The sequence below is a fragment of the Acinetobacter sp. SWBY1 genome, assembly GCF_002946595.1.
Taxonomy (GTDB): domain Bacteria; phylum Pseudomonadota; class Gammaproteobacteria; order Pseudomonadales; family Moraxellaceae; genus Acinetobacter; species Acinetobacter towneri.
Genome location: NZ_CP026616.1, coordinates 134,534 through 158,963, shown reverse-complemented (window position 1 = coordinate 158,963; position 24,430 = coordinate 134,534). Strand labels below are relative to the sequence as shown.

Genomic DNA, 24,430 nt, shown 5'->3' with positions numbered 1-24,430 from the left:
TATTAAAATACCGTTGATGATGTTAAATGCTGAATCTTAATGATTCGGCATTTTTTATGCTCAAAAGATGCAGATGTATCGCAATCTTGCACGGCGCTGCGAAAAAGAGCGAAAAAATTTGACTTCAATGGCTCAGGACTTAAAATACCGCATTCGAATTTATTAGATTTGCCAAAATTATGTCGAACGATCAATTAGACCAGCACGTTGTCGAGCTGGACAACCTCAACGAGCATCGTGAAATTGTAACGTTCATGCGCCGTTCTTCACCATTGAATACGTCACAACGTAGCGCCTTGGAACAATACGGCGACTTAATTTTGGAATATCCTGTTGGCGATTTACGTCAACATTTTGAACACCCTGAACGCCCGCTTACAGTAGAAATTGGTTTTGGGATGGGGCGTTCTTTGGTACTTATGGCGCAGGCCAATCCTGAACGTAACTTTGTCGGGATTGAAGTCCATATTCCAGGGATTGCACAGTGCGTTTATGAAGCAGGTACAGCAGGTTTAAGCAACTTACGTGTCTTAGATGCCGATGCAATTCAAGTACTGCGTGAAATGCCAGACAATAGCATTGATACGGTGCAGTTATATTTCCCAGACCCATGGCAGAAAAAACGTCACTTCAAACGCCGTTTTGTTGCTCATGAACGCATGGAATTGGTAGAGCAAAAATTAGTGTTAGGTGGTACGTTCCATGCAGCAACCGACTGGGAACCGTATGCAGAATGGATGCTGGATGTATTGGACAACCGTCCACGTTTAGAAAACTTGGCGGGTAAAGGCAATAGCTACCCTCGCCCTGAATGGCGTCCACAAACTAAGTTTGAACGTCGCGGAATTGAAGCAGGTCATAAGATTAATGATTTTATCTTCAAGAAAATTAACTAATTTCTGCTAGAAAAGAATGCTTCCACTGGGAAGCATTTTTTATGTGAACTCGTTTTATCTCATCAAATGGCTAAGATTGATGCCGCTTTAAAATCTGTTGGCTCATCATCGCATAAACTTTGGCAAGTTCATGTTGCTGCCCTACTGCCAATAAGTCCTGATGCATTTTTAAAATATTGTAATCGCCCCGCATGGCAGGCCCTGTTTGCATTTGACGCGGATCATTTTGGGTTGCTTTATGCGCAGTTTCCAAAATAAGAGGATACAGCAAACTAAAATCTACTTGCTGAGCATCGACCACTTGCTTAGCCATGTCATAACAATAATTACTAAAATTACAGGCAAATACCGCAGCCAAATGCAAACTCAAACGCTGTGCTGAAGTATAGGCATAAACCCTTTTGCTTAGGCTATTTGCCAAAGTCATTAAAAGCTGTTGATCTTCAGCAAATGCAGCTTCTATAAATAAAGGCGTTTCTGACCAATCAATTTCACGCTCTAAACTAAAGGTTTGTAAGGGATAAAATACCCCTGAACGCGCATGATGCTGTTGCAATATATCTAGTTTAGTACTGCCAGAGGTATGCACAATCAACACATGATTTAAATCACGATGAACTTCCTGAATCACCTGTGCAATGCCCTGATCACTCACTGCAATAATCACTAAATCTAGATCTGAATGAAGTTTTTCTACTTCAGCAATCGCTTCTGCGCCAACCTGCGCAGCCAAATGCTGCGCCTTGTCCAGACTACGGCTATAAATTTGCACAATTTGATGCTGTGCGTTTAAAACATGAGCCAAATGATGTGCAACGCGCCCTGCACCAATCAAACTAATTCGCATAATATTTTCAGATAAAATAAGATGAAATAATCTGCACACAGCATGCCAATAAAAAAAGGACGAAGCAATTCGTCCTGATGTTTTTTGTTTGATATCGAATAGATTTAGAATTGACGCAAAGTTAAAATCTGCTCACTACGTCCAAATGGCCCTTGAGTATCATGCAAAACTGCACTCGTTAAGCCAATACCATCTTCACCATATTGTTGTGTTACTTCCAAGCCTAGCCATTCGCCTTGCGGTAAACGGTGTAAATGCATTTGCAAATCTAAATTTGGAAAACCCCAACCCGCATTCGGGTCTAAACGTGGCACTACGCCATTGGCGGTATCCACCATCCCCAATAAACGCACAAAACTAGATGTGCTTTGATTTTCAACCATATCCAATTGGTTTCTTAACCAAACGATGCCCTTACCTGCACGACGATCTAAATGCGCACGGGTTTCAATGCTTTGAATATAGCCGCCCGGCCAACAACGCATGCCATCCCAATCGGGCAAATATTCAGGGTTTTCTATCGGTAAATCTTCCAATCCTGCAATTGCGCGTGTATCTGAGGTTTTCATTTTCCATGCACGCGCCACAATACAGGTTTTTCCTTCAGCACACATTTCCGCTTCAATCAGCTCAATGGTTTTACCCGGTCGAATCATACGGGTGGTGATACTAAATTCACCAAAGGCAATTAAGCCAAAAATATCTAAACCGACCCGACCAATTCGCATATCATCACGCGGCATAAATTGCTCAAGTTCTGCACACAAAATACCCGTTGCAGGTGCCATGTGTTGTTCATGCGGATTCCACGCGCCTTGTGCATGAATGTTGCAACGATAGTGCGCAGTACAGCCACCATCGGCATGTTGTTCACGTTTGAGTAAAGTGTAATATGCTGACATTTTTTCTCTTTCCCTGATCTAACTTTTCTTGTGCGGATACTTTTACTACAAAGATTACTGACTAAATAATGTTATTTATCAACTATTTCTCTGCAAAAAAACCATAATAATTCATAAGTTGACAATATGTTTTACACTGACGAAAACCCACTTGAGTAAGCAATGCTGCCTGCGCATCTGCCATAATTAAATGAAAATCATCGGCCAGTCGTGCAAGCATTTTTTCCGCTTGAGTCGTAGTTAAACCACAATCCAAAGCCAAATTCTGCATCCAGCGTAGTTCTATATTTTCAGTCTGCTGCATCAGATCATAGCTTAATAAAATCGCTGTAGGTTTTAATGTTTGGTAAATATCTTGAAAAAATAATGTTTTTTCTGCGACTGGCACAAAATGCGCCACCAAAATCGCCAATGCCGCATCAAACTGCAAATTTTCAACCTGCGCTTGTTGGGCAAATTGGTGGGTATCTGCCTGTATAAAACGTACTCGCTCATGCCCTGCCACAGACTGAATGTTTTTTTCTGCCTGCTGTAACATGCTTAAAGATGGGTCGATGGCCGTAAATTGCCACTGTGGATGTTGCTGCAGTAAATACTGCAACTCATAGCCTGTGCCACACCCCACCACTAAAACTTGTGCTGTTTCGGGCAAATGACTACTTAAAATTGCATTGATGTGTTGATGTACCAATTCATATCCGGGAATGAGTTTCCGAATATGACTGTCATAGCCTGCAACCACAGTTGCACTGTGAAAATCTTTTGCCATATCACATGATTCTTCTTTAATTTACTGACATTAAATATCTGAGTCTTTTTCAAGATCTGCTTAAGCCACAGCCATTGCATCTACCGACAATTCCGAAACGGTTGGCTTGGCACGTTCAGGCACTAAGCCTAATTTTTGGAACAATTGTTTGTCTTTGCCTTCGCCTGCGTTTGGTGTGGTCAAAAGCTTTTCACCTGAGAATAACGAGTTCGCACCTGCCATAAATGCCAACGCCTGATCTGAATCAGATAATGATTCACGCCCTGCAGATAAACGAATGTAGCTGTTTGGCATGATAATACGTGCAACTGCAATAGTACGAATCCATTCAATCACATCTAGCTTTTCGACTTCAGCCAGTGGTGTACCTTCAATCGGAACTAACATATTGATTGGCACAGATTCAGGGTGTAACGGTAAAGTCGCCAATTCATGTAACAAACCAATACGGTCTTGGGTATCTTCACCTAAACCGACAATACCGCCACTACACACTTTCATACCTGTTTGACGCACAATATCTAAAGTATTTAAGCGGTCATCAAAGCTGCGAGTACTAATCACATTGGGATAATACTCACGCGATGTGTCTAGGTTGTGGTTGTAATAATCCAAACCTGCATCTTTTAAGCGTTCTGCTTGAGATTGATTCAACATCCCTAAAGTCATGCAAGTTTCTAAGCCCAATGCTTTGACTTCACGTACCATTTCTAAAACATACGGCATATCGCGTTCATGCGGATTACGCCATGCAGCACCCATACAAAAGCGTGAAGAACCTGATGCTAAGGCTTCTTTAGCTTCTTGAATGACTTTATCCACTGCAATACGTTTTTCAGCTTCAAGCTGTGAATCATAATGCGCAGACTGCGAGCAATATTTGCAGTCCTCAGGGCATTTGCCTGTTTTAATAGACAATAAGGTACTGACTTGTACGGTATTGGCAGCAAAATGTTGGCGATGCACACGCTGTGCTTCAAAGACTAAATCCAGAAAAGGTTGTTCATATAACTGCTGAATTTCTTCTCGAGTCCAATCATTGCGTACGGTCATTATTTTCATCCTTGATTATCACGCATCATGCTTAAACTTGTGCCATCTTTTATTAAGCCGAGCATGCGATATATTTTTAGTGTGATTATTCCTGTATAGAGTATCCCTTTATCTCTGCGTGAGAAATAAAGGGTGTGTGCTGACAAAATTAAAAGGTCGATCTTGCAGCAGTAAATAGCTGAAATAATGCCTTAAGCAATTTCCTTTAAATTTAATTCTTCACGCATAAATTCACGTAATTTAAATTTCTGTGCCTTGCCTGAAGCGGTCATTGGAAATTCACTAAAGAAGCGCACATAACGTGGGACTTTATTGTGTGAAATGTGTTCTGCACAGTATTGGCGAATTGCCTCTTCGGTACATTCATGGTGTTCATGCAAAATAATACAGGCACATAGTTCTTCACCATAACGATGATCTGGCACACCAATTACTTGCACATCGCAGACCGCATCGTGAGTATATAAGAAATCTTCAATTTCTTTCGGGAACAGGTTTTCACCGCCACGAATCACCACATCTTTAATGCGACCTTTGATTTTTACAAAGCCTTCATCATCCATTTCTGCAATGTCGCCTGTGTGCATCCAACGTGCAACATCAATGACTTCTTGGGTTTTGTCATGTTCATCCCAGTAACCCAGCATGACTGAATAACCACGCACACACAATTCTCCTAACTGTCCGCGCGGCACGACTTTGCCTTCTTCATCGACAATTTTTACTTCCAGATGTGGATGTACACGCCCCACCGTACTGACACGACGCTCCACAGAATCTTCAGTCGAACTTTGTGCGCTCACAGGTGCTGTTTCGGTCATGCCATAACAAATGGTGATTTGCGCCATGTGCATACGGTCGATGACGCGTTGCATAATTTCCTGCGGACACGGACTGCCTGCCATAATGCCTGTGCGCAAGCTAGATAAATTAAATTCATCAAACTGTTCATGCTCTAAAATGGCAATAAACATGGTCGGTACGCCGTAAGCAGCTGTACATTTTTCTTGCTGAATGGCTTTTAAGGTATCGAGCGGGTTAAACACTGCCGATGGATAGACCATGGTTGAACCATGTGTGATACACGCTAAATTGCCCATCACCATACCAAAGCAGTGAAACAGCGGTACGGAAATACAAACACGGTCTTGTGGACTTAAATGAATTGCTTCTCCTACAAAGTAACCATTATTTAAAATGTTGTTGTGGGTCAGCATAGTGCCTTTCGGATTGCCCGTCGTGCCTGAGGTAAATTGAATGTTAATGGTTTCATCGAACTGCAACTCACTGGCAATGTGTTGCAGTTTTTTCAGCATGTGTGTGGTTGGAGCTGTCAATAAATCCTGAAAACGATGCATTCCTGTATGTGCTTGATCATCAATTTTAATCACATGCTTTAAATGCGGTAAACGCTTGGCGTTGAGGACTTTATTGTCTGCCTGACACAGCTCTGGGGCAATTTTCGTTAAGATGTCCTGATAGTTGGTACTTTTAAACTGCGATGCAATTACCAAACCTTTACAGGAAACTTTGTTGAGCACAAATTCCAGTTCATTGCTTTTATAGGCTGGGTTTAAATTCACCAAAATCACCCCTGCCTTAAAGGCTGCGAATTGAGTGATCATCCATTCCACACAATTCGGAGACCAAATGGCAAGGCGGTCACCTTTTTTAAAACCGAGTTTTAACAAACTACAGGCAAAGGCATTGACCTGTTGCTGTAGTTGCTTATAGGTCAGACGCACATTTTGATGCACGCTTACCAAAGCATCCTGATCTGCATATTGCTGGCAAGCCTGATCAAACTTTTCACCAATGGTCATGCCTAACAAAGGCTGATTACTGGTGCCATAGGCATAACTTAACCGTACTTGTGTCATTGAATCGATCTCCTTGATTCTTTGTAATTCTGTTTTCCATTATGACGACGATTACTTTTTGCCTGTTTTGTGCGTTGTTTTTACTACCCTCCCTGCTGTTTTCGCACTGCATTTACACAAAAGTCGGCAATTTGTTTGACAAAGTAATCTTTATAATTTTGATCAAACATCACATTGCGAGATGGGTTTAAAGGTTCAATCACTACAAAGGTCATGGAGCCAACCACACCTAAAGCAGCAGTGTTCAAATCTTCAAAATCAAACTCACCATTGACTTTTCCTTCAGCCAAAATTTCCTTGATGCTCTGTTTGATCAGTTGTTTACTGCGAAAACGCTCATGTTCCATTTCTGGGTCTACAGGCTCGAACATTAACGAATACGCCAATTGAGGGCTGTTCATCGCACGCTTCACAAAAGTGGTGACAGATTTTTGCAATTTTTGTTTTGCACTTAAATCTGACTTCGCAATGTGGTCCAAAATTTCGACCTCACGACGAATCGCATCCGATAAAACTTCAATCAAAATCTGACTTTTATTTTCAAAGTAGCGATACACCAAACCTGTAGATACGCCTGCGCGTTCTGCAATGGCTTGGATAGACGCTTCTTTAAAGCCCCCATGAGCAATAAGTTCACGAGCAGAATCTAAAATCGCCATGCGATTTTGTTCCATACGTTCCTGCATCAATGATGATCTTTTATAACTCATATCTTATTCTCAACCAGATAAAATGAATTGTAAATCATTTTGTGAATTTTAGTTCACTTTTTTAAATTTTCGATGTATGTTAGAACCTAAGCACAACAACAATGCTTGTTTTAGGAACAACAAATATAACCACAGGATGGATGAACACATGATTTTACAAAGCTTAGACTTCGGCTTAGATGAAACCTTAATCGCCCTGCGCGATTCAATCGCTGCTTTTTGTGCAAAGGAAATTGCACCCATTGCTCAACAGGTTGATCGTGATAACGAATTCCCTGCCCAGCTTTGGAAAAAATTTGGCGATATGGGCTTACTTGGCTTAACCGTGAGTGAAGAATACGGCGGCACTAACTTAGGCTATTTAGCTCACATCATTGCCATGCAAGAAATTTCTCGTGCATCAGCATCCATTGGTTTGTCTTACGGTGCTCATTCTAACCTATGTGTGAACCAAATTAAGCGAAATGGGACAGAAGAACAGAAGCAACGCTATTTACCAAAACTGATTTCAGGCGATTACGTCGGCGCTTTGGCAATGTCTGAACCAAATGCAGGCTCAGACGTGGTTAGCATGAAACTGAAAGCTGAAGATAAAGGCGATCATTACTTGCTCAACGGCTCAAAAATGTGGATTACCAATGGCGGTGATGCCGATGTTTTGGTGGTGTATGCCAAAACTGACTTACAGGCAGGCGCCAAAGGTATGACTGCTTTCTTAATTGAAAAAACCATGTCAGGTTTTAGCCACGGCAGCCATTTAGACAAACTCGGGATGCGCGGCTCAAATACCTATCCATTGTTCTTTGACAATGTTGAAGTACCAAAAGAAAACGTCTTGGGCGGTGTGGGCAATGGTACAAAAGTACTAATGAGTGGACTGGACTATGAACGTGCAGTTTTAAGTGCAGGGCCGCTAGGCATTATGGATGCCTGCATGGATACCGTGATTCCTTATATTCATGAGCGTAAACAGTTTGGTCAGGCATTGGGTGAATTCCAGCTTATGCAAGGCAAAATTGCCGATATGTATTCGACTTGGTTGGCATGTAAAGCACTGGTCTATGCCGTTGGCGCAGAATGTGACAAAGCTGAACACAGCCGTAGTTTACGTAAAGATGCAGCCAGTGCCATTTTATACGCTGCCGAAAAAGCCACATGGATGGCAGGTGAAACCATTCAAACCTTGGGCGGTAATGGCTATATCAATGAGTTCTCTGCAGGACGTTTATGGCGTGATGCCAAACTCTATGAAATTGGTGCGGGTACTTCAGAAATTCGCCGTATGTTGATTGGCCGTGAATTGTTTAACGAAACTGCCTAAAAATAAATCACAAGAATAGACAAGGATGTTGGCATGAATCAATTACAGAGCAAAATTAATATTCGCAGCGACGAGTTTAAAAACAACCAAGCTGCGATGCAAAGCCTAGTCGATGACCTCAGAGAAAAAGTCCAAAAAATTGCTTTGGGTGGTGGCGAAACTGCACGCCAAAAACATTTAGACCGTGGCAAATTACTGCCACGTGAACGGATTGACCACCTGATCGATCCGGGTACTGCATTTATTGAAATTGGTCAGTTGGCCGCTTATCAGGTCTATCAGGATGATGTCCCTGCTGCGGGTGTAGTGGCGGGTGTCGGTCAAGTGAATGGCGTGACCTGCATGATCATTGCCAACGATGCCACAGTAAAAGGTGGAACGTACTATCCACTGACTGTGAAAAAGCATTTACGCGCACAGGAAATTGCCGAACAGAATCACCTGACTTGTATTTATTTGGTCGATTCTGGCGGTGCATATTTGCCGCTACAAGATGAAGTCTTTCCAGACCGTGATCATTTCGGACGCATTTTCTATAACCAAGCGCGTATGTCGAGCATGGGCATTGCCCAAATTGCCGTTGTGATGGGAAGTTGTACCGCAGGCGGTGCGTATGTCCCTGCCATGTCAGATGAAACCATCATTGTGCGTAATCAGGGGACAATTTTCTTGGGCGGCCCACCGCTGGTTAAAGCCGCAACAGGTGAAGTGGTTAGCAGCGAAGACTTGGGTGGTGGCGATGTACACACTCGCCTTTCAGGTGTAGCCGATCATTTGGCAGAAAATGATGAACATGCCTTGGCAATTGCCCGCAACATCGTTGCCAATTTAAATAAAAAGCCAAACCCGCAGCCTGAGCATATAGAAGCACCATTATTCGATGCCTCTGAACTGTATGGCATTGTTCCGACTGACGCGCGTAAACCGTTTGATGTACGTGAAGTGATTGCCCGTATTGTCGATGGTTCACGTTTTGATGAATTTAAAGCGCGCTTTGGTACGACACTGATTACGGGTTTTGCCAGACTCTATGGTATGCCTGTCGGAATTATCGCCAACAACGGTATTTTATTTTCCGAGTCAGCACAAAAAGGTGCACACTTTATTGAACTGTGTACCCAACGCAACATTCCCCTGCTATTTATTCAAAATATCACAGGCTTTATGGTTGGCCGCCAATACGAAAATGAAGGCATTGCCAAAAATGGTGCCAAACTGGTGATGGCGGTGGCGACAGCCAATGTACCTAAACTGACTTTAGTGATTGGTGGTTCTTTTGGTGCAGGTAACTATGGCATGTGTGGTCGTGCCTACTCGCCACGCTTTATGTGGACATGGCCAAACTCCCGTATTTCGGTAATGGGTGGTGAACAGGCATCGAGTGTTCTTTCAACATTAAAACGCGACCAGATTGAAGCCAAAGGTGGTAGCTGGTCGGCAGAAGAAGAAGACCAATTTAAACAGCCAATTCGTGATCAATACGAGCGTCAGGGTCATCCATATTATGCTTCTGCACGTTTATGGGATGACGGTGTGATTGATCCTGCTCAGTCGCGTGAAGTGTTGGCTTTAAGTTTGGCTGCTGCTCTAAATGCCCCAATCCAACCGACCAAGTTTGGCGTGTTCCGCATGTAAGAGGTGACAAAATGGATTATCAGTTTTTACAGCTCGAACAGAACAACCAAGTGGCTACGGTTTGGATTAATCGTGCGGAATTGCATAACGCTTTCAATACAGAGGTGATTGAAGAATTACACGCCTGCTTTCAGGCACTGAATAGCCGTGATGATATTCGAGTGGTGATTTTGGCAGGACGCGGCAAAAGCTTTTCTGCAGGTGCAGATTTGAACTGGATGAAACAGGCAGGTCAAGCTTCTACAGCAGAAAATCAAGCCGATGCCCTAAAACTGGCAAAAATGCTGCAAAGTTTAGCGACGTTAAAACAACCGACTATTGCCCGTGTGCATGGTATTGCCTTTGGTGGTGGTATGGGTTTGGCAGCTGCCTGTGATATTTGCGTTGCCAGCACCGATGCCAAGTTTGCGACCTCTGAAGTACGTTTAGGTTTAGCACCATCTACCATTAGCCCTTACGTCATTCGTGCGATTGGCGCACGTCAGGCATCACGTTACTTTTTAACGGCAGAGCGTATTTCTGCAGAACAGGCACAGCAAATTGGTTTAGCGCATGAAGTCACTTCAGCCGAAGACTTAGACAGCAAAATTGATGAAATTGTGCAAGCCTTATTGCTTGGTGGCCCAGAAGCACAACATGCTTCTAAACAACTGATTCAGATGGTTAATCATCAAGTTTTGACCGAAGATTTACTCCAACAAACTGCACAGCATATTGCACATGTTCGCCAAGGAACTGAGGCGAAAAATGGCTTAAATGCTTTTTTAAATAAACAAAGCCCGGCTTGGATCAAGACCACGGCAGAATAAAAGAAGGATCGCACGATGTTTGAAAAGATTTTAATTGCCAACCGTGGTGAAATTGCCTGCCGTGTAATTCGTACCGCAAAAAAACTTGGGATTGCGACTGTCGCGGTGTATTCAGATGCCGATGCGCAATCACAACACGTTAAACTGGCAGACGAAGCCATTTATATTGGTGAATCGCCTGCGGCACAAAGTTATTTGCAAGTTGAACGTATTATTCAGGCAGCCAAAAGCACAGGTGCACAAGCGATTCACCCGGGTTATGGTTTCTTATCTGAAAATGACCAATTCGCACTTGCCTGTAAAGACAACAATATTGTTTTTATTGGCCCGCCAGTTGAAGCCATTTTGGCGATGGGTCTAAAAGCAACCTCTAAAGCCTTGATGGAAAAAGCAGGTGTGCCACTAACTCCGGGCTACCACGGCAGCAATCAAGATGCGGCATTTTTAAAGCAACAAGCCGACAGCATTGGTTATCCTGTGCTCATTAAAGCCAGTGCAGGCGGTGGCGGTAAAGGCATGCGTTTAGTAGAACGCAGTGAAGACTTTCTCAGCTCACTCGCTTCATGTAAAAGTGAAGCACGTTCTAGCTTTGGTAATGAAGATGTGCTGATTGAACGCTATGTGATTCAACCACGTCATATTGAAGTACAGGTTTTTGGCGATACTCACGGCAACTACGTGCATTTGTTTGAACGTGATTGCTCGGTACAACGTCGCCACCAAAAAGTGCTTGAAGAAGCACCTGCACCAAAAATGCCAGAAGATAAACTCGAAACTATGCGCCAAGCCGCAATTGATGCCGCACGTGCTGTAAATTACGTGGGCGCAGGTACGGTAGAGTTTATTGTCGAGCAAGACGGTACTGCTTATTTCATGGAAATGAATACCCGCTTGCAGGTCGAACACCCCGTCACAGAAATGATTACAGGGCAAGACTTGGTTGAGTGGCAATTGCGAGTTGCTTTTGGTGAGCCATTGCCAAAACAGCAACATGAATTGCAAATTCATGGTCATGCCCTTGAAGCGCGTGTGTATGCCGAAGAACCAGAAAAAGGCTTTATTCCTGCCATTGGTCAAATCAGCTATCTGCATTATCCAGAGCAAAATGATGCCGTACGTGTCGATAGCGGGATTGTCGAAGGTGATGAAATCAGCACTTACTACGACCCAATGATTGCCAAACTGATTGTTTGGGGTAAAAACCGTGAAGCAGCATTAACGCAAATGCACCATGCTTTAGGTCAGTTCCACGTCGATGGTTTAGGCAACAACATTGCATTCTTGGATCGTTTGGTGCTGTGTGATTCCTTTAAACATGCCAATTTGGATACAGGGCTTATTCAACGTGAGGAAGCATTTTTACTTAACGCAAAACCTGAAGTCGCTACAGAAACTGTCGTTGCAGCTGCGTTAATTGATGTACTTTCTCGTATTCAAAACAACAAAGCGGCAAACAACGCGGTTTGGCAAAAAGACCACTTCTGGCGCTTAAATCAGCAAAGCGCCCACACAGTGCAATTACAGTGCAATGACCAAACACTCAAAATCCAGTTAAAACCATGCACTTCTGTTTTTGAGGCTCACTACAATGGGCAAACGCTGAGCGTTCAAGGCGAGCTTTTGGATGCACATCGTCTACAGCTTTGCATCAATGGTCAGCAGCAAAAACTGGCATTTAACCAACATGCGCAAGGCATCACCCTGTTCCAAAACGGTCAGCGTCATGTGTTTAGCTATGTACAAGCAAACTTTAACAGCGATGATCAACAAGACAATGCCAACAATCTGACTGCACCAATGCCGGGTGTAATCACCCAAGTTTTGGTGGCAGCCAATGCCCGTGTGAAAAAAGATGATGTACTGATGACACTGGAAGCCATGAAAATTGAATATTCAATTCGTGCGCCTTTCGATGGCATTGTGGCAAGTTCGTACTTCCAAGCGGGCGATCAGGTCAAAGCAGGCGATGAACTGGTTGAATTTGAAGCCTTGACGGAGGAAGTTGCATGACTGAATTTGTCAAAATTGTAGAGGTTGGCCCACGAGATGGTCTGCAAAATGAGAAAACGCCACTCACTTTGGCAGACCGTAAAAACCTGATTTTGGATTTAATGCAAACAGGTTTAAGCAGCATTGAGGTCGGTTCTTGCGTATCGGCCAAATGGGTACCGCAAATGGCAGACAGCGATGTGCTGTTTGCCAGCCTGCCACAAAACCCAAACATTCAATTCAGTTTACTGACCCCAAACTCAAAAGGTTTTGAGTCGGCTTTGGCGGTGGGTTGCAAAGAAGTTGCCGTGTTTACCGCAGCTTCTGAAAGCTTTACCCGAAAAAATATCAACTGTTCAATTGAAGAAAGTTTGGAAAAATTTAGCGATGTCATGCGTCAAGCCAAAGCGCACAACATTCGCGTGCGTGGTTATGTATCTTGTATGGTGGACTGTCCTTATGAAGGCGCAATTGACCCGAAACAAGTCGCAAAAGTCACACAGCAATTATTGGACATGGGCTGCTATGAAGTGTCTTTGGGTGAAACCATTGGTACAGCAACCCCTGACCGTGTGCAAAAAGTCTGGGATGCATGTTTGGCAGAGGTCGATGCCAAAGTTTTAGCAGGTCATTTTCACAATACTTACGGCATGGCGATTGCCAATATTTATCAATCGCTCTTACAAGGCATTCGTGTATTTGATTCATCCATTGCTGGTTTGGGTGGCTGTCCGTATGCCAAAGGTGCATCGGGCAATGTGTCTACCGAAGACTTGTACTATTTACTGTCCAAGATGGGTTTTGAAACAGGTGTGCGGTTAGAGCCGCTGATGACAGCTAGTCGTAACATCAGCAATATCTTACAGCGCAATAATCCATCTCACTATGCCAATGCCTACTGGCAAAAGGTTTGTGCTTAAAACCTATTTCATCCTCAATAGCATTGGAACATAAGCAATAAGGATGGCAACAACACAACATGGCAAGTGAATGCCGTGCAGAGAATAAATAGAGGTGACAAATGTCCAATAAAGTATATGACAGCGCACAAGCTGCATTAAATGGCGTGGTTCAAGATGGGCATACCTTGGCGGTGGGCGGTTTTGGTTTATGCGGTATTCCTGAAGCCTTGATTGCTGCGTTAAAAGATACAGGCGTCAAACAACTGACTTGTATTTCTAATAACGCTGGCGTCGATGGTTTTGGTTTAGGCTTATTGCTTGAAACCAAACAAATCAAAAAAATGATTTCATCTTATGTCGGCGAAAATAAAGAATTTGAACGCCAGTTTTTAAGCGGTGAATTGGAAGTTGAACTCACCCCGCAAGGCACACTGGCAGAAAAACTACGCGCAGGCGGTGCAGGTATTCCTGCATTTTTCACCCCAACAGGTGTAGGCACTGTCATTGCAGAAGGCAAAGAAGTCCGTGAATTTAACGGCAAAGATTATATTTTAGAAGAATCTTTGACTGCAGATGTCGCTTTGGTCAAAGCCTACAAAGCAGATAAAGCGGGTAATCTTATTTTCCGTAAAACAGCACAAAACTTTAATCCTGTTTGTGCTATGGCAGGCAAAATCACCATTGCCGAAGTTGAACAAATCGTTGAAATTGGCGATTTAGACCCCGACGAAATCCACTTAGCTGGTATTTATGTGAACCGCATTGTCCTCAATGCAAGCCCAGAAAAACGGATTGAACAAATGACTTTAAAGGCGGAGGCTTAAGACATGGCTTGGACGCGTAATCAAATGGCGCAGCGCGCTGCACAAGAATTAGAAGATGGTTTTTATGTCAATTTAGGCATTGGCTTACCCACACTGGTCGCCAATTATATTCCTGAACATATCAATGTCTGGTTACAGTCCGAAAATGGCTTGCTTGGCATTGGTGAGTTCCCAACTGCCGAAACTGTAGATGCCGACCTGATCAATGCAGGTAAACAAACTGTGACAGCGCGTAAAGGTGCGGCTTTTTTCTCTAGCGCAAATTCCTTTGCCATGATTCGTGGCGGGCATGTCAATATCGCTATTTTAGGGGCAATGGAAGTTTCTGAACAAGGCGATCTTGCCAACTGGATGATTCCCGGCAAGAAAGTTAAAGGTATGGGCGGTGCAATGGATTTGGTTGCAGGCGTACAAAAAGTTGTAGTGCTGATGGAACATTGTGCCAAAGATGGTACGCCTAAAATTGTATCGCAGTGCAGTTTGCCACTCACAGGTAAAGCGGTGGTGCATCGTATCATTACCGACTTAGGCGTGCTTGATATTACTCCACAAGGCGTAAAGTTGATTGAACTTGCACCCGATGTCAGTTTTGATGAAATTCAAAAAGTCACAGGTGTTGCCTTACAAAAAGTCGCAGCTTGATGAATTTATCTCGAGTGAATAACCCTCTCCTTTGCAAGTTTTGATGCACTGCTTTAAAACTTAATACAAGGGAGAGAGTTTATTTTGACTCCTATACTTTTCCACTCAACAAAACCAATAAATCACTGATTTATAAAACGATTCCACTAAACCAAAAATCATTTAAAAAATCACTTTCAATTTCGATATTTGCACAATACTTCGGGATTGATCCACAATAAAAAAGCCTTCACTTTGCAAAGTGAAGGCTTACAAGAAAATAGACCTATTTTAAGATTGAGGCGCCTTTTGCTCTACCACGCCAGCATCTTCCACACTACGCACCGTGCCTGTATCTACATTCAAGACTTCAAACTCAATACGGCGGTTTTTAAATTGACCTTCTGGCGTTGCATTTGCCGCAATCGGCTGCTCTGAACCAAAACCAATGGCTTGCAATTGACCCGGATTTACACCACGTGATACTAAATAATCGACCACTGCTTGCGCACGTTGTTGTGACAAAGTTTTGTTGGCATTGGCATCACCTACGGCATCGGTATGCCCTTTCACGGTTAATTGCACTTGTGGCGCGCGCTGCATCAATACCGCAGCCTGATCTAAAATAGACTTATTGGCTGCTGGAATTTCAGTCGATGCAGAATCAAAATTAATGATTTGCATATTGAGTGCCGTCGCAATATCCAAAGCTTGAATATTGTCAGGATTAATTGCAGCCAAAGCCTGCTCGGCATTGCTAATACTGCTGGTTACAGCCTGATTAACATCGGTTACTGTAGTTTCTGCAGGTTGCTGAGTCACTACAGTCATGTTTTTAGCCAATGGACGAATTTGACTGGCTAAACGCTCTGCATCGGCAGGGTTCGCGGCTTGAATAGACAGTTGATTACCCACCCAGTTTAAATTGACATTCGGTACACCTTTCAGCATTTTTAAAACGCTTGGAATCACGTCCTGATCAATAAATTCCGAATGATAGTTGGCAAAATTTTCTGCACCACAACCTGTTGGATGATTGAAAATTTGCTTCACTTCATTCTGCAGAATTTCCATATAGCTTGGATTATTCAGCAAAATTTGACAGGTCACCAAATTACCATCACTGCCTGTACTGACTTGCAACATTGCAGCCTGATTTGCTGCCACTTGGGTCTGTGTGGTTGCAGGCGCTTGGTTGCGGTCACTACATGCACGGAATAAAAATGCCAATAAACCAATTAAAATAATTAAAGCTAAAATTGGCAATAACCACGAACGGCGTTCTTCTACTGGCTCAGTCACAATGACTTCAGGTGCTTGATGTACGGTTTGGCCCGCAGCATTATTTACCCCCAAAGCAGCCAATAATGCTGTTGCCCACTGCGGTAAAGCCGCCTGAATTGAATCTAAATTGTTTTGCAGTAAATGCTGAATTGCAACTGGGTCAGATGAACCTGCCTGATTTTCCAAAAAGTTTAAACTTGGTGCAATTGAACGATTCAGGGTGTTTTCAATTTCGGTTTGCGGTGCTGTGCCACTCACCATATCCATAAACTGCTGTTTTAAAGACAAGTTTGAACCAAATACATCGCCCACACGTGGATTCAGTTGTCGCAGCAGATTGTCAATCAGTTCAGGTCGTGAATTTAAAATAGACAATAAAATGGGATAAAAACTACTCAATGCCTGATTTTTTTCAAGCAAATGCTGAGTTTCCCCTTCCAATACAATTGATGACACACTTTGTTTGAGCAAGTCTATCAAATCTGTTTGCATATATGTCCTCTTTTTTTGTCTTTGTTTTCATGTTGTTTTTTAATATATATGCTTAAAATTTAAACAAATGTAATAAATTGTGGTGTTTTGATTTTGTTGTGAAATTTGAGTCAACGAAATGTAGAGTTTTCTATTCTTCGGTTTTCTATTTTTGATTTTTTTTAAGAATTCAATAAAAAAGCCAGCCGAAGCTGACTTTTATTTAAACTTGAAATCAAGGTTCTAAATAATAAATTTTTTGGCGTAATTCATTGGTACGTTCGTTGGTCATACTTGTTTCACAGTTTAAACGAAAAACTTCTGGATTTTCTGTATTTGAACTTTCCAATTTGCACTCTAAATCACGCTTCTTTAACCAAATTTTTTGTTCAGCAAGCAGCTGATCACGTACGTCTTTGGTGGTAGCATTCCATACTAAATTCAAATTCGCATTAGCTTTATCTAAATTTGATTGAGCTTCTGACAATAAAACTGATTGATACTCTTCAGCGACAGCTGACTCTTCAGCTATCCTTTTTATTTCTTCTTGTTTAGCAACCTCAGCCGCATTTTGTCGTGCAGTTTTGACTAAAGAATCAACAGCAATATCTCTGACAAAATATGCAAGAGCATCTGGATTTTCTAAAGTCACATAAACTTTTTTACCGTCATCTGTTGGTTGCACTAAGTATTCAATTTCTTTTTTCAATTGATTTGATTCAAAGGATAAATCAGACAAAATCGCAGACTGAGCAATATTATTTTCATCATAAATAGCTCGGGCTGCATCTGCATCTTTAATCATTTGATCCGGGATTTTAACGACAAATTCCGTTACACAATACTGCTTATTACTATTTGGATCAGAGTTATTTGTACGAACGTCATTCACATTAAATGTAATTTGCTGAAGGGTGCTTCTTAATTTACCCATATCAATTGTGATATTTTCACTATCAACTAACTCTTTCACACGCAATGCTGCAACATCACCTACTGTTTTACTAAAACTTTCAACAACCAACTGTTTGGCAGTTTCATTATCACATTTAACTGAGCTACCTGTAATTGATTGTACTTTATCACAGCCAGATATAAAGAACATACTACCGATTAGTGCTAATAATTTAAATTTCATAATTACCCTATTATCAATTTATCTTTATTACAGAAACAGATTATTAATATTCTTCATAACTTTCTGCGAGCACTTCATCCGCTGCTGCATTAGCGGCTTCTGCAGCTTCTAAAGCAGCTTCGTTTGCTAAATAATCAGTATTATTTCTTCGCATATTAGCTTTGGTAGTTTCCAAATTTTGGACCTGATTCTTTTCAATTTGTGGTTTTAAGAAAGCATAAGTCAAAGTATCTGAAACTAAAGTTTGCATGTCAGATGAATTTTTTATTTGTGCTAAAACCTTGTCACCTTTATCAGTTGGTTGTAAAACATATTCTAAAGTTAAATTAATTTTATTATTTTCATAATTCACACCTAAATTATTTGCTTGTGCTTCAACACTTAGAGCATCAACTTTAGATCTTGCTTCATCAGATTTTTTTATTAAATCCGATGGAACTGTAACTGTTAAATCAATTGAGCATGAAGTTTTAGGACTATTCGGATCAATAAAATCCGTTCTGCTATCTGCCAAACTAAATTGGATATTTTTTGCAGATAATTTAAGTTTTGCAGGATCTAAATCTTTAATCGAACCATCTTTGATTAACAATTTCAGTTCGCGTTCTAAAGATTTTTCCAAATTATCATTTAACACCTGTGTTACCAATGATGTAGCAGACTCATCATCACATTGAACATGATTTGAAAAAAGTTTATCACAACCTGTTAATGCCAAACTGGATGTAAAAGCAATAAGTATTTTATTGTTAAGTTTCATTAATAACCCCTCTTTTGTTTAAATAATTATAAACTAAATTAACAATTAATAACAATTGAGTCACAAAAAAGCCAGCCGAAGCTGACTCTTATTTAAACTTGAAAATAAAATATCAATCAGAGTATATTAAGCAGTAAAGACGCGTACTGCTTTGCCTTTTACAACTTGATTAATCAAAGGCGTATTTTTGCCTTGTGACACAATCGTTTCTTTGTTCAGTGTCCATTCCACTTCTGGATCAACCAAGACCCAACCCGCTTCCTGTTCCCAACGACTTTGCATTTTTGCCACACGCGCAGGTGCAAGTGTCACTTTTTCTACCCATTCCAATGGACTGAACAGACCTTCCTGAATCAGTTGAATCCCAAATGGAATATAAGTATCAAATGCAGTAAAACCTGACAAAGTATCTGCAAATGGTGCCATTTTTGCAGAGCTATTTAACGGCTCATGATGAGTACAAATCGCATCAATCACACCATCTTTTACACCTTGACGCAGTAATGCTTTGTCTTGCTCTGAGCGCAGTGGCGGACGTACATGCGCTAACGAGTTAAAACCATCAATAATTTGATCGGTTAAATGCAGTTGATGCATCGCAACATCACAAGTGACAGGTAAACCTTTGGCTTTAGCTTGTTGAATCAATTCAACTGATGCACCACAAGACAATAAGCCAAAATGCGCACGTACACCTATGGCTTCAATCATCAGCAAATATTTGGCAATCGCTACGGTTTCTGCCAAAGTTGGAATCATAGGCAAGCCCTGACGCGATGCAATAAAACCTTCATGCACACAGCCATCTTTAGCAATTTGCGGTTCTTCGGCATAGAACACCACGGTCATGTCCAAACCTGCAGCATATTCCAGTGTGCGAATCACGACATCATCATCTTCAAAAGGTGCATTGGCATTGGACACTGCACTACAGCCGCCTTTTTTCAGTCCCGCCATATTGGCAGGCTGCTTGCCGTTTAAACCTTGAGTTTGTGCACCAATCACTTCTAAATAAATGCCACCATCCAACATGGCTTTTTCGACCAAACCATGAATGAGTGCACCGTTGTCTTGCACGATTGGTTTAGAATCGGGTGGCGTAAATAAGTGCAGAATTCCGTTTTCACGTGCGGCCTTGCCTTCAGATTTGAGCGTGCCATGTTGTTGCTGACCAGGTTCACGTAAACGTGCGCATAAATCGACCATAGTTGGCATGAGCCATTGACCTTGGGCATCTATGCTTTCGCTAATATCTGCACTTTCTGCAACCAACTTGCCATTTTCAAGATATACCGTTTGTACGCGGTCAATTTGCTGGATTGGGTCAAGCACACGTACATTTTCAATTTTTACAATCGCCATGACTTTTTCCTTATACCGCAATCGCGTCAATCAAACCTTGTTCTTGCAATTGACCTTGCATCGCCAAGGCCAATACCGCCATACGTACCGCAATACCGTTGGTTACTTGATTTAAAATCACCGATTGAGGCCCATCGGCAATGCTTGAATCAATTTCGACACCACGGTTCATTGGACCAGGATGCATCACAATACAGTTTGGTTTTGCAAGCGCCAAACGCTCTTTGTTTAAACCGTACATTTTGTAGAATTCGGCTTGTGAGGCAAGTGCTGGCGAATCAATACGTTCATTTTGAATACGCAGGGTGATAATCACGTCGCAATCTTTAATGCCTTCTTCCATTTTGTTAAATAAACGCACGCCTGCGCCATATTCATCAAAACCGTAGGGCAACAAGGTGTTCGGTGCAATCACGCGAATGTCTTTACAGCCCAGTGTTTGCAAGGCAGCCACATCGGAACGCGCCACGCGTGAATGTTTGATATCACCAATAATCGCAACACTTAATTCTTCATAAGGTCGTTGGGTTTCACGGCGAATGGTCAGCATATCCAACATCGCTTGCGTTGGATGTGCATGACGGCCATCACCCGCATTAATAATGGCAACCTTTGGGCAAACCGTTTTAGCAATAAAATGTGCTGCACCTGAAGATGAATGACGCACCACAAAAATGTCAGCAGCCATCGCCTCTAAGTTCCACAAAGTGTCACGCAAAGTTTCACCTTTAGAGGTACTTGAACGGGCAATATCAATATTGAGTACATTGGCAGAAAGACGCTTGGCTGCGGCTTCAAATGTGGTGCGGGTACGAGTAGAGTTTTCGAAGAACAAATTCATCACCGTGCGCCCTTCGAGCAAATTATTGGTGATCAGTTGGTTTTGTTCATTGAAAAAGGACTGTGCTGTGTCCAGAATTTGGGTGAGGGTTTCTTTGGAAAGACCTTCGATGGTTAAAAAGTGTTTTAAATGCCCATCTTTATTCAATTGAATCTGGCTCGGAGTATGCAATGCCGCCAAATGCATGAGAGATTCCTTATACGTTAAGTTAACGCATTATACAGAAATTGATTTGGCAAAGCAGTGTAACTTGGCGTGATTTAGTCAAAAGAAACTTATGATTTTAAAAATTAAGTCATGCAGACTCATCTACACTTTCTTTCATGCTTAATACTCTACAAAGCGATGTGAAAGGATGGCATTTATATTTAACTGCTCTGCTAGCCAATTATTTTTATATGAGCTTGATGAACATCTGGTGGGTCAATCTTCGCCTACAACTGCCTACGCAACCTTCAGGCTATGTAGGCATAGTCTGTACAATTCACCGTTTAACGCAATGCCCCTATATAATGATGGGACACCTGCGCCCGATAAATTTCTTCAGCTGTAGGTTCAGTCAAGTCATCTATATTTTCTATATTTTCTACTGCATCTAATTGCTGCGCTTCAGTCTGTGGCGACGTTATTTCTGCATCAGCATCCATTAAGTTAGCCAATATACTGTTTAAGCGCAGCGCATAACGGCACAATTCCTCATCGTGTGTAGCGAGCGCCAATTGCAGCACAGCACGTGCATAGTCTGAATTTTCAACCAGATACATGACATCAATCACACGTCCACTGACCCGTCTTAATCGCGTATAAATTAAAGTGGCAACTGAAAAAATCTCGTTATTTGCTGTTAAAGCCTGTGCCGTGTTTAAAGTAGCCGTGGTCATTTAAATATTCCCCTTATCGCTTCATTGTTGTTTTGCAGTGTTTGATGCTCATCTGCAAAATGTTCACCATCACAACAATGTATGAGCAAAATACATACCAATCATGTGAATATTCAGGTTTTTATTTTCCGCAATACAATCACTCAAAATTTTTTAGAGATGTCATTACATCCTCATTGCCTTTTTAGAAAAAAACAGTAAAAAATGCCCTGAAGCTCTTCAAACCTAGACCTTTAAAATTCTGCACGATTCACGCTAAATCACTAAGTTTTCTAGCACAAAATACGGTAAAATAGCCGATTGCTGAATTGCTTTTGGAAATTTTCATGAATTCGAAACCCCGTCTTTCTACATATTGGGTCACCTGTGCAGATGGACTTGAAACCTTATTGCAAGAAGAAATGCAAGGTTTAGGTATTCAAAATATCGAACGTTTACCGGGTCGTTTAATTTTCAAAGGCACACTCGAAAATGCCTATCGTGTCTGCATGTGGTCACGTTTAGCCTCACGTGTCCTTACACCAATTCACACACACGAAATTGAATTTAGTCACGACGCGCGCGATGTAGCCGAAGAGCTTTATGAAGGTGCGCTGAGCTTTGACTGGTCACTGATTTTTGCGCCACAAAGTACTTTTGCAGTGCGTTTGCATATAGAGCGTGACATTAAAGTGAACAGCCAATTTGCGACCTTGCGCGTTAAAGATGGTGTGGTCGATTCATTTATGGATGCAGTGGGCAAACGTCCAAGCATTGACATCAAACAGCCTGAAATTACCTTATACGTGTTGGCAGGTAAAAAAGAACATACATACTGCCTAGATTTATCTGGCGATTCACTGCATAAACGCGGCTATCGTCGTTTTATGACCGATGCCCCAATTAAAGAAAACCTTGCCGCAGCGATTCTGCAAAAAGGTCAATTACAACAAATTCAACCCGACATTATTTTAGACCCAATGTGTGGTTCGGGTACGTTTATTATTGAAGCATTGATGATGCTGACTGACCGTGCACCGGGTTTGGTACGTCGTTTCGGTTTTAACGGTTGGCAAGGTCACGACCATGAATTATGGATGAGCATTAAAGCAGAAGCGGCTGAACGCCATCAAACAGCATTACAACAACCGCTGCCTAAATTCTATGCTTTTGATGCAGACTGGCAAGCAGTCAAAGCCACCAAGCAAAATATTATTGCTGCCGGTTTTGAACACTTGCTCGATCAGATTCAAATTGAAGAACGTACTTTAGCTGACTGGCCAGATTTTCAGGCTGAAGGCAAACAAGCCTTTATTGTCACCAACCCACCTTATGGTGAGCGTTTAGGCGATAAAGCCTCGAACCGTGCCTTATATTTGGGTTTATCTGCCCTATTGCAAAAACATTTCCCAAATCAAAAAGCAGCTGTAATTGCCGCACAGGTCGAACAAGCCGATGTACTGGCATTTAATGACCCTCAAATTCTACGTTTGATGAACGGTAAACTACCAATTTACGTACGTTTTGGCACGATCAAACCTGCAACAGTAGCACGTCCATTCTTAGCTGACTGGCAACCTCAGCAATTTGAACCGATTGAAGGTGCAGAAGACTTCACCAACCGCTTACAGAAAAATATGCAAAGCCTGAAAAAATGGGCTGTGAAAGATAATGTCTATTGCTTACGTTTATACGATGCAGACTTGCCTGATTTTAATGTCGCAGTCGATTTATACGGCGATCGTTTGCACGTACAAGAATATGCACCACCGAAAAAAATTGATCCTGAAAAAGCCAAAAAGCGTTTTAATCTTGCATTACAAGCAATTCGTGCTGTAACAGGCTTAGGCCGTGATGCGGTATTCATTAAGACACGTGCCCGCCAAGAAGGTAAAAATCAGTACACCAAACAAAGTACTGCTTCTAAGCGTTTTATCGTGCAAGAAGGTCAAGCGAAAATTTTGGTCAACCTGACGGATTATTTAGATACAGGTTTATTCCTAGACCACCGTCAAATGCGTTTACGCATTGCCAAAGAAGCACGTGGTAAGCACTTCCTAAATTTATACAGTTACACCTCAACTGCAAGTTTGCATGCTGCACTTGGCGGGGCTGCAAGCACCACCAGTGTCGATTTATCTAACACCTATTTAAACTGGTCTAAAGAAAACTTCGTACTGAACGGTTTGACTGTAGACCATGCAGATGAACAGCATCAATTCTTTGCTAGCGACTGTTTTGAATGGCTCAAGGAAGGCCATGAGCAATATGAACTAATTTTCATTGACCCGCCAACCTTCTCGAATTCCAAAAAATTCTATGGAACCTTTGATGTACAGCGTGACCACGTATCTTTAATTAAGCGTGCCATGAACCGTCTAACCACAGGCGGCACGCTGTACTTCTCTAACAATTACCGTGGCTTTGAAATGGATGAAGAAATTGAAGCTATGTTTGATGTGCAAGAAATTAGCCATGAAACCATTGGTCCAGATTTCAAACGTAACACTAAAATCCACCGTGCTTGGAAAATCCAACATCCACCTGTTTAAGCAA

General features: G+C 42.0%; 21 protein-coding genes. 9 read left to right on the top strand and 12 right to left on the bottom strand.

The features are described 5' to 3' along the window. The first annotated feature begins 179 nt into the window (after positions 1-179). On the top strand, positions 180-896 hold the full coding sequence (gene trmB / locus C3Y93_RS00755) for a tRNA (guanosine(46)-N7)-methyltransferase TrmB (protein ID WP_004971514.1): 717 nt from the start codon (positions 180-182) through the stop codon (positions 894-896). 70 nt (positions 897-966) lie between these two features. On the opposite strand, the gene C3Y93_RS00750 is transcribed toward trmB, so the two are convergent. From C3Y93_RS00750 to C3Y93_RS00725, 6 genes are all read right to left on the bottom strand, one after another. Further along, positions 967-1,743, bottom strand: coding sequence for a Rossmann-like and DUF2520 domain-containing protein (locus C3Y93_RS00750; RefSeq protein ID WP_104851803.1), 777 nt, complete (start codon positions 1,741-1,743; stop codon positions 967-969). A 104-nt stretch (positions 1,744-1,847) separates the two neighbouring features. Further along, complete coding sequence (locus C3Y93_RS00745; protein ID WP_104851802.1) at positions 1,848-2,645, bottom strand: thioesterase family protein; 798 nt, start codon at positions 2,643-2,645, stop codon at positions 1,848-1,850. Positions 2,646-2,727: 82 nt separating this feature from the next. Further along, positions 2,728-3,414: a class I SAM-dependent methyltransferase gene (locus tag C3Y93_RS00740; protein WP_004971520.1), complete on the bottom strand. Its 687-nt coding sequence runs from the start codon at positions 3,412-3,414 to the stop codon at positions 2,728-2,730. A gap of 60 nt (positions 3,415-3,474) precedes the next feature. Beyond that, positions 3,475-4,467: a biotin synthase BioB gene (bioB, locus tag C3Y93_RS00735; RefSeq protein WP_026438316.1), complete on the bottom strand. Its 993-nt coding sequence runs from the start codon at positions 4,465-4,467 to the stop codon at positions 3,475-3,477. A 191-nt stretch (positions 4,468-4,658) separates the two neighbouring features. Continuing rightward, positions 4,659-6,347, bottom strand: a complete 1,689-nt coding sequence (locus C3Y93_RS00730) for an AMP-binding protein (protein WP_104851801.1) — start codon at positions 6,345-6,347, stop codon at positions 4,659-4,661. A gap of 83 nt (positions 6,348-6,430) precedes the next feature. Continuing rightward, entirely contained in the window at positions 6,431-7,057 is a 627-nt protein-coding gene (locus C3Y93_RS00725; protein ID WP_004971526.1) for a TetR/AcrR family transcriptional regulator, read from the bottom strand. A gap of 148 nt (positions 7,058-7,205) precedes the next feature. Here C3Y93_RS00725 and C3Y93_RS00720 point away from each other — a divergent pair, with 148 nt between their 5' ends. The 7 genes from C3Y93_RS00720 (at position 7,206) to C3Y93_RS00690 (ending at position 15,179) form a co-directional block, all read left to right on the top strand. Next, the gene (locus C3Y93_RS00720) at positions 7,206-8,378 is read left to right on the top strand and encodes an isovaleryl-CoA dehydrogenase (RefSeq protein ID WP_004971528.1); all 1,173 of its coding nucleotides are present in this window, start codon (positions 7,206-7,208) and stop codon (positions 8,376-8,378) included. A 33-nt stretch (positions 8,379-8,411) separates the two neighbouring features. Then, complete coding sequence (locus tag C3Y93_RS00715; RefSeq protein ID WP_104851800.1) at positions 8,412-10,013, top strand: carboxyl transferase domain-containing protein; 1,602 nt, start codon at positions 8,412-8,414, stop codon at positions 10,011-10,013. 11 nt (positions 10,014-10,024) lie between these two features. Beyond that, entirely contained in the window at positions 10,025-10,822 is a 798-nt protein-coding gene (locus C3Y93_RS00710) for an enoyl-CoA hydratase/isomerase family protein (RefSeq protein WP_004971533.1), read from the top strand. Positions 10,823-10,837: 15 nt separating this feature from the next. Then, the gene (locus C3Y93_RS00705; protein ID WP_104851799.1) at positions 10,838-12,832 is read left to right on the top strand and encodes an acetyl/propionyl/methylcrotonyl-CoA carboxylase subunit alpha; all 1,995 of its coding nucleotides are present in this window, start codon (positions 10,838-10,840) and stop codon (positions 12,830-12,832) included. After that, complete coding sequence (locus tag C3Y93_RS00700) at positions 12,829-13,731, top strand: hydroxymethylglutaryl-CoA lyase (protein WP_104851798.1); 903 nt, start codon at positions 12,829-12,831, stop codon at positions 13,729-13,731. Before C3Y93_RS00705 ends, C3Y93_RS00700 begins: the two co-directional genes overlap by 4 nt. A gap of 101 nt (positions 13,732-13,832) precedes the next feature. Then, the gene (locus tag C3Y93_RS00695) at positions 13,833-14,537 is read left to right on the top strand and encodes a CoA transferase subunit A (RefSeq protein WP_004971542.1); all 705 of its coding nucleotides are present in this window, start codon (positions 13,833-13,835) and stop codon (positions 14,535-14,537) included. A 3-nt stretch (positions 14,538-14,540) separates the two neighbouring features. Continuing rightward, positions 14,541-15,179 carry a CoA transferase subunit B gene (locus C3Y93_RS00690; protein WP_104851797.1) on the top strand — a complete coding sequence of 213 codons (639 nt, stop codon included), beginning with the start codon at positions 14,541-14,543 and terminating at the stop codon, positions 15,177-15,179. A 270-nt stretch (positions 15,180-15,449) separates the two neighbouring features. On the opposite strand, the gene C3Y93_RS00685 is transcribed toward C3Y93_RS00690, so the two are convergent. The 6 genes from C3Y93_RS00685 to C3Y93_RS00660 all read right to left on the bottom strand — a co-directional run bounded on the left by C3Y93_RS00685 (position 15,450) and on the right by C3Y93_RS00660 (position 21,895). Then, positions 15,450-16,934, bottom strand: coding sequence for an OmpA family protein (locus C3Y93_RS00685; RefSeq protein WP_104851796.1), 1,485 nt, complete (start codon positions 16,932-16,934; stop codon positions 15,450-15,452). 214 nt (positions 16,935-17,148) lie between these two features. Then, a complete protein-coding gene (locus tag C3Y93_RS00680) occupies positions 17,149-18,051 on the bottom strand; it encodes a lysozyme inhibitor LprI family protein (protein WP_228153771.1) in 903 nt (300 codons plus the stop codon). Between the two features lie 43 nt (positions 18,052-18,094). After that, positions 18,095-18,811 (bottom strand): hypothetical protein, encoded by a 717-nt coding sequence (locus C3Y93_RS00675; RefSeq protein WP_104851795.1) that lies wholly within the window; start codon positions 18,809-18,811, stop codon positions 18,095-18,097. Between the two features lie 126 nt (positions 18,812-18,937). Then, positions 18,938-20,173, bottom strand: a complete 1,236-nt coding sequence (locus C3Y93_RS00670) for a dihydroorotase (RefSeq protein WP_104851794.1) — start codon at positions 20,171-20,173, stop codon at positions 18,938-18,940. 10 nt (positions 20,174-20,183) lie between these two features. Continuing rightward, positions 20,184-21,200 (bottom strand): aspartate carbamoyltransferase catalytic subunit, encoded by a 1,017-nt coding sequence (locus C3Y93_RS00665; protein ID WP_004971550.1) that lies wholly within the window; start codon positions 21,198-21,200, stop codon positions 20,184-20,186. Positions 21,201-21,505: 305 nt separating this feature from the next. Beyond that, positions 21,506-21,895, bottom strand: coding sequence for a hypothetical protein (locus tag C3Y93_RS00660; protein WP_104851793.1), 390 nt, complete (start codon positions 21,893-21,895; stop codon positions 21,506-21,508). Positions 21,896-22,221: 326 nt separating this feature from the next. Here C3Y93_RS00660 and rlmKL point away from each other — a divergent pair, with 326 nt between their 5' ends. Beyond that, complete coding sequence (gene rlmKL / locus C3Y93_RS00655; protein ID WP_104851792.1) at positions 22,222-24,426, top strand: bifunctional 23S rRNA (guanine(2069)-N(7))-methyltransferase RlmK/23S rRNA (guanine(2445)-N(2))-methyltransferase RlmL; 2,205 nt, start codon at positions 22,222-22,224, stop codon at positions 24,424-24,426. Positions 24,427-24,430 lie beyond the last annotated feature (4 nt).

Coding starts and splice junctions, on each gene's coding strand:
- C3Y93_RS00680 (WP_228153771.1), bottom strand. CDS start 18,051: ATGAAATTTAAATTATTAGCACTAATCGGTAGTATGTTCTTTATATCT.
- C3Y93_RS00715 (WP_104851800.1), top strand. CDS start 8,412: ATGAATCAATTACAGAGCAAAATTAATATTCGCAGCGACGAGTTTAAA.
- C3Y93_RS00740 (WP_004971520.1), bottom strand. CDS start 3,414: ATGGCAAAAGATTTTCACAGTGCAACTGTGGTTGCAGGCTATGACAGT.
- C3Y93_RS00675 (WP_104851795.1), bottom strand. CDS start 18,811: ATGAAACTTAACAATAAAATACTTATTGCTTTTACATCCAGTTTGGCA.
- C3Y93_RS00745 (WP_104851802.1), bottom strand. CDS start 2,645: ATGTCAGCATATTACACTTTACTCAAACGTGAACAACATGCCGATGGT.
- C3Y93_RS00660 (WP_104851793.1), bottom strand. CDS start 21,895: ATGACCACGGCTACTTTAAACACGGCACAGGCTTTAACAGCAAATAAC.
- C3Y93_RS00670 (WP_104851794.1), bottom strand. CDS start 20,173: ATGGCGATTGTAAAAATTGAAAATGTACGTGTGCTTGACCCAATCCAG.
- rlmKL (WP_104851792.1), top strand. CDS start 22,222: ATGAATTCGAAACCCCGTCTTTCTACATATTGGGTCACCTGTGCAGAT.
- C3Y93_RS00750 (WP_104851803.1), bottom strand. CDS start 1,743: ATGCGAATTAGTTTGATTGGTGCAGGGCGCGTTGCACATCATTTGGCT.
- C3Y93_RS00705 (WP_104851799.1), top strand. CDS start 10,838: ATGTTTGAAAAGATTTTAATTGCCAACCGTGGTGAAATTGCCTGCCGT.
- C3Y93_RS00720 (WP_004971528.1), top strand. CDS start 7,206: ATGATTTTACAAAGCTTAGACTTCGGCTTAGATGAAACCTTAATCGCC.
- C3Y93_RS00725 (WP_004971526.1), bottom strand. CDS start 7,057: ATGAGTTATAAAAGATCATCATTGATGCAGGAACGTATGGAACAAAAT.
- C3Y93_RS00685 (WP_104851796.1), bottom strand. CDS start 16,934: ATGCAAACAGATTTGATAGACTTGCTCAAACAAAGTGTGTCATCAATT.
- C3Y93_RS00730 (WP_104851801.1), bottom strand. CDS start 6,347: ATGACACAAGTACGGTTAAGTTATGCCTATGGCACCAGTAATCAGCCT.
- C3Y93_RS00700 (WP_104851798.1), top strand. CDS start 12,829: ATGACTGAATTTGTCAAAATTGTAGAGGTTGGCCCACGAGATGGTCTG.
- C3Y93_RS00665 (WP_004971550.1), bottom strand. CDS start 21,200: ATGCATTTGGCGGCATTGCATACTCCGAGCCAGATTCAATTGAATAAA.
- trmB (WP_004971514.1), top strand. CDS start 180: ATGTCGAACGATCAATTAGACCAGCACGTTGTCGAGCTGGACAACCTC.
- C3Y93_RS00695 (WP_004971542.1), top strand. CDS start 13,833: ATGTCCAATAAAGTATATGACAGCGCACAAGCTGCATTAAATGGCGTG.
- bioB (WP_026438316.1), bottom strand. CDS start 4,467: ATGACCGTACGCAATGATTGGACTCGAGAAGAAATTCAGCAGTTATAT.
- C3Y93_RS00690 (WP_104851797.1), top strand. CDS start 14,541: ATGGCTTGGACGCGTAATCAAATGGCGCAGCGCGCTGCACAAGAATTA.
- C3Y93_RS00710 (WP_004971533.1), top strand. CDS start 10,025: ATGGATTATCAGTTTTTACAGCTCGAACAGAACAACCAAGTGGCTACG.